General features: G+C 61.7%; 17 protein-coding genes. 1 reads left to right on the top strand and 16 read right to left on the bottom strand.

Going from position 1 to position 14,043, the window contains the following annotated elements; translation table 11 throughout:
* Positions 1–19: 19 nt before the first annotated feature.
* The 14 genes from VCK47_RS00515 to VCK47_RS00450 form a co-directional block, all read right to left on the bottom strand.
* Positions 20–1,177, bottom strand: a complete 1,158-nt coding sequence (locus VCK47_RS00515; RefSeq protein WP_322892129.1) for an NAD(P)/FAD-dependent oxidoreductase — start codon at positions 1,175–1,177, stop codon at positions 20–22.
* Positions 1,178–1,241: 64 nt separating this feature from the next.
* The gene (locus VCK47_RS00510; protein ID WP_322892128.1) at positions 1,242–1,781 is read right to left on the bottom strand and encodes a DsbE family thiol:disulfide interchange protein; all 540 of its coding nucleotides are present in this window, start codon (positions 1,779–1,781) and stop codon (positions 1,242–1,244) included.
* Positions 1,774–1,917: a heme exporter protein CcmD gene (ccmD, locus tag VCK47_RS00505; RefSeq protein WP_322892127.1), complete on the bottom strand. Its 144-nt coding sequence runs from the start codon at positions 1,915–1,917 to the stop codon at positions 1,774–1,776. Before ccmD ends, VCK47_RS00510 begins: the two co-directional genes overlap by 8 nt.
* A complete protein-coding gene (locus VCK47_RS00500; protein ID WP_322892126.1) occupies positions 1,910–2,638 on the bottom strand; it encodes a heme ABC transporter permease in 729 nt (242 codons plus the stop codon). The genes ccmD and VCK47_RS00500 overlap by 8 nt, the downstream gene beginning before the upstream one ends.
* Before the next feature lie 42 nt (positions 2,639–2,680).
* Positions 2,681–3,337, bottom strand: a complete 657-nt coding sequence (gene ccmB, locus VCK47_RS00495) for a heme exporter protein CcmB (protein WP_322892125.1) — start codon at positions 3,335–3,337, stop codon at positions 2,681–2,683.
* On the bottom strand, positions 3,334–3,948 hold the full coding sequence (gene ccmA / locus VCK47_RS00490) for a heme ABC exporter ATP-binding protein CcmA (protein ID WP_322892124.1): 615 nt from the start codon (positions 3,946–3,948) through the stop codon (positions 3,334–3,336). The genes ccmB and ccmA overlap by 4 nt, the downstream gene beginning before the upstream one ends.
* Positions 3,949–4,302, bottom strand: coding sequence for an Mth938-like domain-containing protein (locus VCK47_RS00485; protein WP_322892123.1), 354 nt, complete (start codon positions 4,300–4,302; stop codon positions 3,949–3,951). It lies immediately after the preceding gene.
* A 12-nt stretch (positions 4,303–4,314) separates the two neighbouring features.
* Complete coding sequence (secF, locus tag VCK47_RS00480) at positions 4,315–5,283, bottom strand: protein translocase subunit SecF (protein WP_322892122.1); 969 nt, start codon at positions 5,281–5,283, stop codon at positions 4,315–4,317.
* A gap of 4 nt (positions 5,284–5,287) precedes the next feature.
* Entirely contained in the window at positions 5,288–6,949 is a 1,662-nt protein-coding gene (gene secD / locus VCK47_RS00475; RefSeq protein WP_322892121.1) for a protein translocase subunit SecD, read from the bottom strand.
* Between the two features lie 21 nt (positions 6,950–6,970).
* Entirely contained in the window at positions 6,971–7,252 is a 282-nt protein-coding gene (yajC, locus tag VCK47_RS00470) for a preprotein translocase subunit YajC (RefSeq protein ID WP_322892120.1), read from the bottom strand.
* A gap of 383 nt (positions 7,253–7,635) precedes the next feature.
* Positions 7,636–8,823: an RNA polymerase sigma factor gene (locus tag VCK47_RS00465; protein ID WP_322892119.1), complete on the bottom strand. Its 1,188-nt coding sequence runs from the start codon at positions 8,821–8,823 to the stop codon at positions 7,636–7,638.
* A gap of 61 nt (positions 8,824–8,884) precedes the next feature.
* Complete coding sequence (locus VCK47_RS00460; RefSeq protein ID WP_322892118.1) at positions 8,885–9,244, bottom strand: YciI family protein; 360 nt, start codon at positions 9,242–9,244, stop codon at positions 8,885–8,887.
* 10 nt (positions 9,245–9,254) lie between these two features.
* Entirely contained in the window at positions 9,255–9,605 is a 351-nt protein-coding gene (locus VCK47_RS00455; RefSeq protein WP_322892117.1) for a YciI family protein, read from the bottom strand.
* A 25-nt stretch (positions 9,606–9,630) separates the two neighbouring features.
* Entirely contained in the window at positions 9,631–10,182 is a 552-nt protein-coding gene (locus VCK47_RS00450; protein ID WP_322892116.1) for an MAPEG family protein, read from the bottom strand.
* A gap of 281 nt (positions 10,183–10,463) precedes the next feature.
* Between VCK47_RS00450 and serS the strand changes: the two genes are divergently transcribed.
* The gene (gene serS / locus VCK47_RS00445) at positions 10,464–11,756 is read left to right on the top strand and encodes a serine--tRNA ligase (RefSeq protein ID WP_322892115.1); all 1,293 of its coding nucleotides are present in this window, start codon (positions 10,464–10,466) and stop codon (positions 11,754–11,756) included.
* Positions 11,757–11,798: 42 nt separating this feature from the next.
* Here the strand turns inward: serS and VCK47_RS00440 are convergent, their stop codons facing one another.
* Positions 11,799–12,368 (bottom strand): hypothetical protein, encoded by a 570-nt coding sequence (locus VCK47_RS00440; RefSeq protein ID WP_322892114.1) that lies wholly within the window; start codon positions 12,366–12,368, stop codon positions 11,799–11,801.
* A 458-nt stretch (positions 12,369–12,826) separates the two neighbouring features.
* Positions 12,827–14,011 (bottom strand): DUF2235 domain-containing protein, encoded by a 1,185-nt coding sequence (locus VCK47_RS00435; protein ID WP_322892113.1) that lies wholly within the window; start codon positions 14,009–14,011, stop codon positions 12,827–12,829.
* Positions 14,012–14,043 lie beyond the last annotated feature (32 nt).

Genomic DNA, 14,043 nt, shown 5'->3' with positions numbered 1-14,043 from the left:
GGCTTTTTTTGATGCCCACCTACCTGCGGTCCAGCGACCCCAGCGGTGGCACAAGGTCCCCACGAACCAACCGCGTCAGGATCGCCGTGACCGGCCAGATTTGTGACAGCGGTGCCAGCACCCTGTCGCGGATCACGGGCAGGCTGCGGCTATCGGACTGGTATTGCGGGGTGAATGCCGCAGACAGGGCCTGATAGCTGCGCACATGCCAGCGCCTCGCCACCGCATAAGCCGTGCCGATGTCCTGCCCGTCGGCCCATTGCAGCGCGCGCAGCAGGGCCACCGCATCAAGCAGACCCATATTCGCGCCCTGCCCCAATTGCGGCGATGCACGATGCGCGGCATCGCCCAGATGCACGATCCCCGCGCCTGCGGGCCGCCGCAGCGTGCCATGCGCGTAGCGCGCCATCGTCATCTGGTCAGGGTCCGTGATCTGCGCGACAAAAGGCGCCACATCCGGCCAAAGGGCGACCGCCTCGTGGCGCCATGCATCCAAACCTGCCTCGCGCCACAGGTCATGCGCGTCGCGCGGCAGTGACCAGAACACCGCCGCCTTGTTGCGTGTCCCGTCCGGCATCCGCCCCAAGGGCAGCACACCGACCATCCGGTCCGCGCGCCGATAGCACTGGCGCAGCTGATCGCGCGGCAGGGGTGTCTCTTCGGGCCAATCCACAGTGCCCCAGATCGCGCCATAGGGCAAAGCGCGCGCCTGCATCGGCGACAATACCGATCCCGCCCCAAGCGCATCGACAACCAGATCGAATGGACCGATGTCGCCTGCGGTTGTCGTCAGGGTCTGACCCTGCCGGCCCGTGACCCGTGCTGCGGACACGACATTGGGCTTTTCGGCCATGGCGGCTTGCCACAGCACGTCGAACAGGCTCGCCCGATGGATCGCAAGACCGGGTGATGCACCATAGCTCACATCAAGAACCTTGCGCCCTGACACCTCGTGCCCGATCATGCGGGTCAAGGGCGCGCCCAGCAGGCGTGCGGGGGACGCGCCACCCGCGATCAGGTCAAGCACCCCAAGCCCCACAGGCTGGATCACCAGACCAGACCCGACCGCGCGCGGCGCATCGAATTGGTCAATCAGTGTGACGTCATATCCGGCGCGCCCCAAGAGCGCCGCCGCCGCCAGACCCGCGATACCCGAACCCGCAATCCCGATCCGCATCTATCGCTCCAATGTCAACCGAACGCCTGTGGGCTTTGCGCCAGCAGCGTTCATCCCGCAACCCTTACCCGCCTGTGGCCTTCGCCAGTTCCGGCAGGAACCTTTGTTCGTAATCAGACCCCACCAGCGGGCCGATAAACCGGAACAGAACCGTCCCGTCGCCATCTACAATGAAGGTTTCAGGCGGTGCCGTCACGCCCCAGTCAATCGCGGACCGCCCCCGCAAGTCAAAGCCAGTGGCAAAGAACGGGTCGTCGTAATCCACCAGATAGCTGGAGGCTTGCGGTTGCTGGTCGCGGAAATTGATGCCCGCAATGCGGTAGCCCTGTTCTTCCAGCGCCAGCAGATTGGGATGTTCGGCACGGCAGGGCGGGCACCAGCTGGCCCAGAAATTGACGATTGTCACCTCGCCGGTGCGCAGGTCGGCATCGGTCAGCTGCACGGTGCCATCAACCGCCTCTACAGGCACAGGCGGGGCTTGGCGACCCACGAAGGTCGATGGCAATTCGTCGGGGTTGTCGCGCAGGATGCCCGCAAGGAACAACCCCGCAAAGGCGGCAAAAACCACCGGCGGCAGGATCATCAGGGGCGATACTTTAGCCATTCTTCTCGACCTCTTCCAAGGCGGCGCGCACGCGCGCATAGCGCCGCCAGCTAAGCCCCACGATAGCCACCAGCAGCACGATGCTGCCGATATAGGCCGCCATCACCTCGGTTGCGTAGCTTCCCAGATCAGGCATGTTGCCCCCTTGCCTGCAGCGCCTTGATCCGGCGCGCGCGAATTTCGGTGCGGGTGCGCATCAGCACGAGCGCGAAAAACAACAGCACGAACCCCGCGATGCAAACCAGCAGCGGGTAATAGAACACATCCGCCACGTTCTTTTCTGCATCGAGCGACAGTGACGCCCCCTGATGCAGCCCCTGATTCCAGAAAAACACCGCATAGCGCGACAGGATCGCAAAGATCGACCCCACGATGCACAGAATCGAGGTGAGGTCGGCGGCGGTGTCTGGGTCCTCGATCGCCTCCCAAAGCGCGATATAGCCCAGATAGAACAAAAACAGGATCAGAAAGGACGTCAGGCGCGGATCCCACGCCCACCATGTCCCCCACATCGGCTGCCCCCAGACAGCCCCCGTCCAAAGCGCGATCAGCGTCATCACCACGCCCACAGGGGCCGCAGCCCGCGCGGCAAGAGCGCTGACGTGATGCCGCCGCACGACCCAGATCAGGCTGGCCACCAGCATCATGATCCACGCGTTGATCGCCATCAGCGCGGATGGCACATGCAGATAGATGATTTTGACCGTCGATCCTTGCCGGAAATCGTCGGGGGTGAAAAAGAACCCCCAAACCAGACCCACGACCAGACAGACCCCAGCCAGACCAAAGGTCCAAGGCAGCACGGGTCTTGTCCAGCTCATGAAGAGCCTTGGATTGGCATATTCCCACATCGACATGGCGGTTATCTATCCTTCTGAAACATCTGTCTCAATCCCCGATCACCGCAGATTGATGCGTAACACGGCCGCAGTCGCAAACGGCAGGATCGCGAAACAACCCGCTGTGATGCCCGCTTGCAATATCAGCGCGCCGCTGGCGTCCAATCCCGCCGCCCCGCGCCGCACGGCCTCGGCCCCGAAGATCAGGGTCGGCACGTAAAGCGGCAGCACCAGCAGCGACAAGAGCAGCCCGCCGCGGCGCAAACCGACCGTCAGCGCCGCGCCAAAAGTGCCGATCATCGACAGGGCCGGCGTACCGATCAGCAAGGACACCAGCAGATAACCATAAGCCTCGGGTTGCATCAGCAACAGAAAGCCGAAAAACGGCGCGGCAAGCGTCAGCGGCAGGCCGGTCGTGATCCAATGGGCGGTGGCCTTGACCAGCCCTGCTGCCTCCAGCGGCAAAGGCGAGGTGGCCAGAAGCGCCAGCGATCCATCCTCGAAATCCAGCGCGAATATCCGGTCCAGCGACAGGAGTGCCGCCAGCAGCGCCCCGATCCACAGGATACCGGGCGCAATGGGGCGCAAAACCTCGCGCTCGGGCCCCACGCCGAAAGGCACCAGCACCACAACGATCAGGAAAAACGCAAGGCCAAGGCCGAACCCGCCGCCCGCCCGCAGCGCCAGCCGCAGGTCGCGTTTGAGCAGCGCGATCATAAAAACGCCTCGTCCGTGCCGCCGCCAGTGCCGGGGACGGGTTTGAACGGGGTCAGGTCCAGCACGGGCGCGTCGATGCCAAGGTCGATATGCGTCGCGATCACCGCGATCCCGCCCTGCGCCAGATGGTCGTCCTGCAGCCAGCGGGCGAACATCGCCACCGATCCGGTATCCAGCGACACCGTCGGTTCATCCAGAAACAGAATCTTGCGCCCGACCACCGCGAGCCGCGCGAGCCCCAGCCGCCGCTTTTGACCCGCCGACAGCGTGCCGCCCTGACGGTTGCGGAACGGCGCAAGGTCAAAGCGGTCCAGGACGCCCGTGTCCAGCGGCAGACCATATACCTCGGCCCAGAAAGCAAGGTTTTCGGTCACGGTCAGCGCGGTCTTGATGCCGTCGGCGTGGCTGGCATAGGCCGCCGCCTCCTCCGGCATCGCGACATCGCCAGTGATCGCGGGTTGCAACCCCGCCAACGTGCGCAGCAAGGTCGTCTTGCCAATGCCATTGGGCCCGCGCAGGACCAGCGCCTGCCCTGGAGCCAGATCGAAACTGACACCGCTCAGGACCGCGACACCGCCGCGCGCGCAGCCCAAGTCGGCGACATGCAACATTCAGACGGGGATCAGGGCAACCGCAACGCGGCGCCCTTCGGAGAGCAGCACGTTATAAGTCCGGCAGGCGGCAGGCGATGCCATGCTTTCGACGCCGATCCCTGCCTGTTCCAAGGTTGTGCGGAATTCGGCGGGCAAATGCGCGATCTCGGCACCCGTGCCGACAAAAACCACATCGACATCGGCCATCCGGTCGATGATCGCGCCCGTATCACTGAACCCGTCCCAAGGTGCCACACCCGTCGGGAAAACCAGCACCGGCCCCTGCACCACCTTGCCGCCGATGCGGAAAAAGCCGGGGCCATAGCCGTCAATCGGGACGGAATCGGTATATCTGATCTCGTTCAGGCGCATCTATTGTCCACCTCAGGTGTCGATATGGCCGTATTTGGTGCCCGCGGCGGGGTCTTTCTTGGACCAGTCGCGTTTGACGCCCAGCATCAGCACGATGTTCTTGGCGACATAGAGCGATGAATAGGTCCCGACAATGATGCCCCAGGCAATCGCAAAGACAAAGCCGCGGATCACATCGCCACCCAGCACCAGCAGGGCGATCAGCGCGATCAGCGTGGTGCCCGATGTCATGATCGTGCGGCTTAGGGTTTCATTGGCCGACAGGTTCAGCACCTCGACCAAAGGCTTTGCCTTGTATTTGCGCAGGTTTTCGCGCGCGCGGTCGAACACAACCACCGTGTCGTTGATCGAATAGCCCACAATGGTCAGCAGCGCGGCGATAATCGCCAGATCGAACCTGATCTGGAACAACGCGAAAATTCCGATGGTCAGCACCACGTCATGGACCAGCGCGGCCACAGCCCCCACCGCAAATTGCCATTCGAACCGTAGCCAGATGTAGATCACGATGGCCGTCAGCGCACCCAACACGGCCAAAACCGCCGTGCGGATCAATTCGCCCGATACTTTTGGTCCGACACTTTCAACAGATGGAAAGGTGATATCAGGCGCGACACCGCGCAGGGCATCCTGAATTTGCAGAATCGTCTGGGGCGAGATGCTCTCGTCGCCGTCCTGCGCCTGAATACGGATCATCGCGACATTCTGATCATCGTCAAATGTCGGGTCGAATACTTGTGTGATGCTGACATCGCCCAATTCCAGCGGGGTCAACGCCTCGCGGTAAGCCGCGACATCGACCGATTGCGTCGACTCGGTGCGGATCGACGTGCCCCCGCGGAAGTCGATGCCAAAGTTCAGCCCGTAGACGAAGAACACGATCACGGACATGACCACCATGAGGGCAGAGGCCCCGAACGTCACCCAGGCATAGCGGAAAAAGTTGATATTCGTCTGTTCAGGAACCAGCCGCAAACGCATTGGGTCAAACCTCGATTGTCTTGGGTCGGCGGTATGCGAACCAGATGGAAATCAGCGACCGGGTGACGAAAATTGCGGTAAAGACCGATGTGATGATCCCCAGCCCCAACGTGATCGCAAAACCGCGCACAGGGCCGGACCCCAGCGTGAACAGGATCGTTGCCACCATAAAGGTGGTAAAGTTACTGTCGGTGATCGCAGACAAAGCGCGTTCATAGCCAAGCTCGATGGCGCGTGCGGGGCCTTTGGCGGTTTTCAACTCTTCGCGGATGCGCTCGAACACAAGCACATTGGCGTCCACGGCCATGCCGACGGTCAGCACGATCCCCGCGATGCCGGGCAATGTCAGTGTGGCACCAACCAGCGACAGCACGCCAAAGATCAGGCCAAGGTTGATCGCCAGCGCGATATTGGCGAACCAGCCGAACAACCCATAGCTCAGCCCCATGAACAGGATCACAAGCACACCGCCAACCATCGCGGCCAGACGGCCAGCGTCGATGGAATCCTGTCCCAGTTCGGGGCCGATGGTGCGTTCTTCAAGAAAAGTCAGTTCCGCAGGCAAGGCCCCCGCACGCAGCAGGACGGCCAGATTGGTCGCCTCTTCCACGGTGAAATTGCCGGTGATGATACCCGACCCGCCGGGAATATGGCTTTGGATCGTGGGGGCGGAAATCACTTCGTTATCCAGCACGATGGCAAAGGGCGATCCCACATTGGCCAAAGTGTAATCGCCGAAAATCCGCGCCGCAGACGTGTTGAAGCGAAACCCCACCGCAGGGCGGTTGTTCTGGTCGAAATCGAGCTGCGCATTCTCCAACTGCTCGCCCGTCACGACAGGGCGGCGTTCGAGGATATAGAAAAGCCCGGGTTCATCCACCGAAGGCACAAGGAAATTGCCGGTGCCGGGGGATTCGTTTTCATTGGTCGTGCGCGCGACCACAGGGTTGAAGGTCAGCTGCGCGGTCGTGCCGAGCAGATCCTTGATCTCCTGCGCCGATCCTACGCCGGGGACCTGCACCAGCACGCGTTCGGCCCCTTGCCGCTGGATGGTGGGTTCGCGGGTGCCGACCTCGTCGATGCGGCGGCGGATGATTTCCAGCGTCTGCAGCATCGTGCGTTCGTTCATGGCGGACATTTCCGCCTCGCTGATCGTGATGGTCAGCAAGGTGCCGTTGATACGCACGTCGATATTGGACGCCGCAGCGCCGGTGAAAGACGTGACCGGACGGCCCAGTCCGCGCGCAAGCTCAAAAGCGCGGTTTGCGCCCGCAGCTTCAGAAATGCGCACGCGCAATTCGTTGGCAGGGCCCTCTTCGCGCGTGACAAAACCGACCACATTGCGTTCCGCCGCCAGCACGTCACGCACCTGCGGCCAGAACCCTTCAAGGAAGGACGCATGCACATCCTGCACTGCGACCTCGACCAGCAGATGCGCGCCGCCGCGCAAGTCCAGCCCCAGATTGACCAGATTGGACGGCAGGAACGACGGCCACAGGGCTGCGTCCTCTTCCAGTGCCGCACTTGTCTGGCCCGCGTCGATCAAGGCGCGCGCGTCGTTCGATGTCTCGACGCGGTTGTAGAACCCGTTGGGCAGCGCAAGCATCAGGCCGACCACAACGGTCAGCCAGATCATGATCTGCTTGGGATAGGAGATGGACAGCATGTTCCGGCCTTTTCGGCGACGTTAGGTTTTGGTCGGCTCTGTCTTGTTGAGCACCGACACGATGGTCGGCTTCATGACACGGACGATGACACCGGATGCGATCTCGACCTCGATCTCGCCCACCTCGTCCTTGACCTTGACGATCTTGCCCACGACACCGCCCTGCGTGACGACCTGATCGCCCCGGCGCAGCGCCGCCAGCATCGCGGTATGTTCCTTGAGCCGCTTTTGCTGAGGCCGGATCAGCAGGAAATACATGATTCCGAAGATCAACAGCAACATAATCAGATCGGCAGCTCTCATTTTCCATCCCTTGTGTTGGTGCGGGCCAGGCTGCCCGACGGTCGCCAGAACCTAAAAGCTGCAAGGGTGATTTGCAACACAGGTCCGGTGTTGAGTGCCATATGGGGCAAGGGGCGCGAGGATGCAATCCATACGCCTCTCGCGGCCAGTGCTTTGCGGGAAATGTTGTGCGTCTGTTGGCACTCTGCTTTTGAGTGAGCATGTCGCGCAAAGTCGGATGTCCGCTTTACGGACCTTTCTGCCGCTCGAGCCTTCCACACATAACCCTTCGCTATTGCAGCAAGACCGACGTGGAGGGCGGAGAGCGGCGGTTCGCCCCACCACCCGGGATCACCCCTTCCGTCAGGGATGCAGACGTTGCACCCCGTTCGCGGCAGAGCAGTCTATTGCCCGGCTTTTATGCCAACGAGTTTTACGAGTTGCTTCTCCAGGAATTGCGCCTCTGGACCGGTTGACGTGCGGGCGATCGCGTCTCGGTAGGCGCATATGGCCTCATCGTGTCGGCCATTCGTTGCAAGGAGTGCGGCATAGGCCGCATGCCAGGGCTGATAGTCGGAAAGCGCCCCCCTCAGCCGTTCAACGATTGTCAGCCCTTGCTCTGGATCCCCCGCTTCTGCGATCGCGACTGCGGCATTGAGCTTGATCACCGGGGTTGGCTCATACCGAAGCAGTGCTCCGTAGAGCGCCGTGATCTGGGGCCAGTCGGGGGCGGGGGCGGCCATCTGGCAATCGGCAATAGCGGCCTTGATCTGGAACGGGCCGGGGTGGCGGCGCGCAACGGCACGGGCAAGGATGTCGCGCCCCTCGGCGATACGTGTTTGATCCCAAAGCTGGCGGTCCTGTTCGCAGGTCGGCAGGCTGGCCCCGTCTGTGCCGATCCGCGCGGCGCGTCGGGCAGAGGTCAGCAGCATCATCGCAAGCGCCCCTTCGATTTCCGCGTCTTCGGGACGCAACCTGTCCAACAGGCGCATCAGGTATTCGGCTTCAAGGCACAGGTCGCGTGGCTCGCCGGGCCCTGCGACATAACCGGTCGTGAAGATTAGGTACATGGTGGTCAACACCGTCTCAAGGCGCTCGGCCCATTGTTCGGTTTCGGGCACTGCAAACGGGATTCCGGCTGCAGCGATTTTGGCCTTGGCGCGGCTGATACGCTGGCCCATCGTCGTTTCCGCGTCCAGAAAAGCGCGGGCGATCTCGGGCGTCGTCAGTCCGCAAACCGTTCGCAGCGTCAAAGCGACGCGCGATTTCGGCTCCAACGCCGGGTGGCAGCACGCGAAGATCAGGCGCAGCCGTTCGTCGGGGATGGTTTCAGGTTCCGGCGCGGCCTCGTCTCGGGCCAGCACCGCCAGCGCCTGCGCCTTGCGGCTGTCGCTTGTCGCACCGCGCAGCCGGTCGATGGCCTTGCGCCGCGCCACCTGCAACAGCCAGCCTGCGGGCGATCTGGGCAGACCCGTACGGCCCCAATGGGCAAGGGCCGAAACAACGGCCTCCTGCAGAACCTCCTCGGCCAGTGACAGATCGCGCAGACCCGCCGCCAGCAAGGACAAGAGCCGCCCCCGGTCGGCGCGCATCACGCGGTCCAGTTCCCTGGTAACCGCGATGGCGCTGGTGGGTCCGGGGGCGGTCATCGCATCAACTGGCCGGGTTGTAGTCCATGAGCGGCCGCACCTCGATCGTGCCGAAATGGACCGAAGGGATGAGCGCCGCATAGGTCAAGGCGGCGTCAAGGTCCGGCACGTCGATGACGTAGTAACCGCCCAGATGTTCGCGCGTTTCCGCAAAGGGGCCGTCCATGGTTTCCACCTTGCCCGACTTGATCCGCAGCGAAGTCGCGGTTTCCACCCCCTGCAGACCCTCGCCAGAGCGCAGGACGCCATCAGCCTTCATCCGTTCGTTCGCAGCGAAGAAGCCGCCCATCATGTCGTTGAACTCGGGCGTGCCATAGGCCGGCTCCAGGGCGGGGTCGTTGTAGATCAGAAGCATGTATTGCATGGGGTGTATCCTATTCAAAGACTTCGACGGGACGCACTTCGACCAGACCATAGCGCGCCACAGGCACCGCTGCGGCAAAGGCATGTGCGTCTTCAATAGTTGCGGCCTCGATCAGATAGAAGCCGCCCAGATGTTCACGGGTCTCGGCAAATGGCCCGTCCATCGTTTCGACGTGCCCGTCACGCTTTTTCACCGTCGTGGCGGTCTCAGCGCCGAGAAGCGCTTCGCCGGCCAGCACGGACGCGCGGTCCTTCATCTGCTCGTCCAGGTCAAAGAAATCGGCCATCATCGAGTCGAATTCATCGGTTCCGGGCGCAGGATTTCTGTCAGGTTCCGCATATAGCAAGATCATGTATTTCATTGATTTGTTCCCTGGGCTCGGGCCATCACAGGCCGAGGATGTGGATACCGATGCAGACCATCGCGTTGATCGCGGCCAGCAGGTTCGTGCCGTTGCCGACATAGCGCAGCGGATGACCCGCGTTGCCGTCAACCAGACCGAAGGGGTGCGCGATCCGCCCCACAAGCAGCAGAGCGCCCGAGATGTGCAGCCAGATGGCGGGCGTGCCCATACCTTCTGCCAGCATCATCAGGATCAGCACGAAAGCCGACCATTCGGCACAGTTGCCGTGCTGGCGGATGCGCTGCAACAGAACCGGGTTGCCCCCGTCGCCAAAGGACACTTTCGTCTCCGAGCGCACCGAGGAAACCCGGAACCACAAGATCAAATAGATCGCCGCCACCGGCAGCGCATAAAGGGGGGTAACTTCGAAAACCATGCTTACTCCTTCACAGTTTGAGGTTTCGATATACCAATGACGATTGAGTTTTGCAGATTTCGACATGAACGGAACTTTTATTTTACCTTCACGCGGCGATTGCAGTGAGGCTGGTGACGAACCCTGATGCGAATGGCCGCTTCGTTGGTCATGCAGCATGGCGCACCGCTGGCACCGACCGTCAGCAAAGGGCCGGGCACGATGCTGCATCTGCGAAAGGGCCTCCCATGCTGAGGCCTGCATGAATGTCGCTGATGGGCTCCAAGCCGCCACCGGGTCTATCGCCCAGCAACAGTTCCACCGCGCAATTGACTGCAAAGGGCGGGCCTTCTTGTGGCTCTTTTTCATTGCCACCCTCTCCCCAGAATAACCCGCCCACTTTCCCCCGGCCACATTCTGCGGCATAGAGCGTCCCAGCGACCAACCCGAGGACCAGAGCCATGCATGATATCCGTCTCATCCGCGACACCCCCGATGCGTTCGATGCGGCCTTGTCCCGGCGCGGGCTGGCCCCTGTCGCGGCGGATATCCTCGCGCTGGACGAGGCGCGGCGCAAGCTGATCCTCGCCGCCGAGACAGCACAGGCCGAGGCGAACAAGGCCTCCAAGGACGTAGGCGCGGCCAAGGCGCGCGGCGATGACGCGGAGTTCGACCGTCTGCGTGGCCTGATCGCCGACAGCAAGGCCCGCATCGCCGCCATGAACGACGAGGCGAAAGCGAAAGATCAGGCGCTGGCCGATCTGCTGGCCACCCTGCCCAACCTGCCCGACCCATCCGTCCCTGATGGCAAGGACGAAGCCGACAATGTCGAAATTCACCGCCATGGCGCGCCGCGCAACTTCAGCTTTGCCCCCGTCGAGCACTACGAGATCGCGGGCATCAAGACGGGCATGGATTTCGAGACTGCGGCCAAACTGTCCGGCAGCCGCTTTGTGCTGCTCTCGGGCGCTGTCGCCCGCCTGCACCGTGCGCTTGCGCAATTCATGCTGGACCTGCATGTCGACGAACATGGGCTGCTGGAGACGATCACCCCCGTCATGGTCCGCGAGGACATGATGTATGGGACAGGCCAGCTGCCCAAATTCGGCGAGGACAGCTATCAGACCACCAACGGCTGGTGGCTGATCCCCACCGCCGAGGTAACGCTGACCAATATCGTCAACGGCGAGACGGTGGACGAATCCACCCTGCCCCGCCGCCATGTCGCCCATACACTGTGTTTCCGGTCAGAGGCCGGATCGGCAGGCCGCGACACATCGGGGATGCTGCGCCAGCACCAGTTCGAAAAGGTCGAGATGGTCAGCATCACGACCCCTGACCAGAGCGCCGCCGAACACGACCGCATGACGCGCTGTGCGCAAACCGTGCTTGAACGGCTGGGCCTGCCCTACCGCACCGTCGTGCTCTGCGCGGGCGACATGGGGGCCGGAGCGACCAAGACCCACGATATCGAGGTCTGGCTGCCCGGCCAGAACACCTACCGCGAGATCAGCTCTGTCTCGGTCTGCGGCGATTATCAGGCGCGGCGCATGAATGCGCGTTTCCGCCCCGCAGGCGGCGGCAAGCCCGAATTCGTCCACACGCTGAACGGATCGGGGTTGGCCGTGGGCCGCACCCTGATCGCGGTGGTGGAAAACGGCCAGCAAGAGGACGGATCGGTCGATCTGCCCGCCGCACTGCACCCCTATCTGGGCGGCAAGACACGGATCACGGCGGAGGGGGTGCTGGGGTGATTAACAGGCATGGGTGCTAGCACCCATCTTACGGATGCTGCCTCAACGCTGTACAACGAAAGTGCCGTCAAAATTTCGTGGAAAAGAACCATTTTCGCGTATGCTGATGCCGGCATCTCCCGTGATGCCTTCGTAAGCTTCACCTACAAAACGTCCGTCGAATAGAGCACTCACATCAAGGGTTACGCCATCCCTTATCAGTATACCGACCGAAGTAGAGCTGATCCTTGGGAATTCCTCTCTCAAGATGTCCCCGGTAATACTGACAGAGCCTTCGTAGATCTCGTTCCTGCTGTTTACGACATTTAGAATGTTACCGCTAATTGAATTGCTCGCAAAGTCGGCTGTCAGCCGAAGTTGCCCTGCAAGATCTTCACCTTCAACGTCTGGCTCGATATCAATCTCACTGACTTGGAAAACACCGCTGTAGTTAAAGGATCCGGTGTCTGGTAAGTTTGCCAAGCTGGTCAGCGGAGCGCCAGCAAACTCTGCTCTCAAAGCATCGCCTTCAAGACTAATATCATTATATGTGGCAGGCGGCGTAGAATCTGATCCACAACCAGCCAAAGCCAGCATCACAGCTATTGCGTTGCGTGGTCGAAAAACGAACATGGCCCTGTCCTCTGATCTAACATCTGTCATCTCATTACGCGCAAGATCTAGCGACCAAGTGGACACGCGCCTGCGGTGAGCATATTTTTTCAGACATCAGCGGAAGCAGAAACTACCATCTGGTAGCCTTTTCATCCTTTTGTGGACTAGAATGCATGTTGTTGATCCCGAACGATAATAGCTTTAGAGGTTGATCAGTGGTTTATGTGAGATGCTTTGGCATTCCTCAAATCTTCTCGTAATTTAAGATAATTGGCGCAAGTCGCGTAATCACCCGCCGCATCCATCGTTGCCCTTATTTGGTTGTCTTACCTTGGTTGGTAATGTGCAAAGCCACAACGATCCAAGCGTCAAGCCAACTGTCCATTCCATCCCGACCTGCTAAACTGCCGCAATGAAACACATCCGCGCCTACCTGACCTTGCTGTTCACCGTGACCTTCGTTGCGCCGCGCTTGTTCACCAGGTGTGGCGGGTGATGGCCCTCTGTGCCTGATCCAAAACTTTGCGCAAGGGCGGCGGCTGATAGGTCGGATCACAAGCAATCCGGTCGCGCGCTGCGTCGCTCAGATCGGCCAGCCTGTCCGGCCCGTCACGGTCCAGCGCGCGTTTGCGCATTAATTGCGCCAACAGCCCCATCTGCGACTGGTTCACCAGCGCCTCGCGGATATTTTCGCCCGTGCGCAGGCTGTCGAGATTGCGGGCGTCCAGATCAAGCCCCGCCCGCACGGCCCCTTGCGCAATCCAGGCGCAGGCAATGGCCGACAATCCCTGCCGGTCGCCGCCACCGCCGACTGATCCATGATCGCCCGGAAACCATTCCTGCCGGTAAGGCCAGTCGTCCCGCCCCGCCGGATCAAGCGGATCATCAGCGCCAAGCCCCAACGCGTCGCGGTTCATCGCATCGAGTTTGTCCGACCACATGGCGGGCGGAAAAGTCCGGCGGCGTTCGTCAATCGCCACCGCATGGCGGGCAGAGGCGACCATGCGCGACAGGTCGGCATCATGGAACTGATGGCGTTTGTTCAACAAGGGTGCGGCGGTCCAATAGCCCGGCACCCCCAGCGCACCGACCGTATCCCAGACCCCCAGATAGCTGACCGCCAGTTTGACGCATAATTGCGGGCGGGTCTTGAGCCGCCATTGCCAGTCTGCGTCACTGGTGGCCGTGAAAGGTGCGAATTCGGACCGGAACAGGAAACTTTCTGGATCATCAGGGTGGGTATCGGGCTTGCGCGACCGGTAGCGCGCGACCGCTTCGCCGATGCGCGCCACGTTTTCGCGCGGCGGTATCCCGCAGGACCGCAACAATCCGGCCAGCGACCGCGCGGTATAGGCCCCGCGCGAAAAGCCGAAAATATGGATCTCGTCGCCCGGTTCATAGCAGAAGATCAGCGCGCGATAGGCATCCTCGATATTCTCGATCAGGCCCCAGCCCATCGCGCCACCCGCCACACGGTCCAGCGCGCGCACAAAGCGGTTCGACCCGCGCCCCGCCCCGACGCCCAGCACATAGAACACCTGCTGCTTGATCCCGTCGGCGGCTGTGAGCTTGACCGCCTGTGCCAACCGCACAACATTGGTGGGATAGACGGCATCATGCCGGTTCCACGTTCCGTCACAAAAGATCGCGATCCGCTTCATCTGGTGCTCCGCCTGCGGTTGATTTACCTTGC

The organism is Yoonia sp. 72, from assembly GCF_034652275.1.
In the GTDB taxonomy this organism is placed as follows: Bacteria; Pseudomonadota; Alphaproteobacteria; order Rhodobacterales; family Rhodobacteraceae; genus Yoonia.
This window is presented reverse-complemented; position numbering and strand designations above follow the sequence as displayed.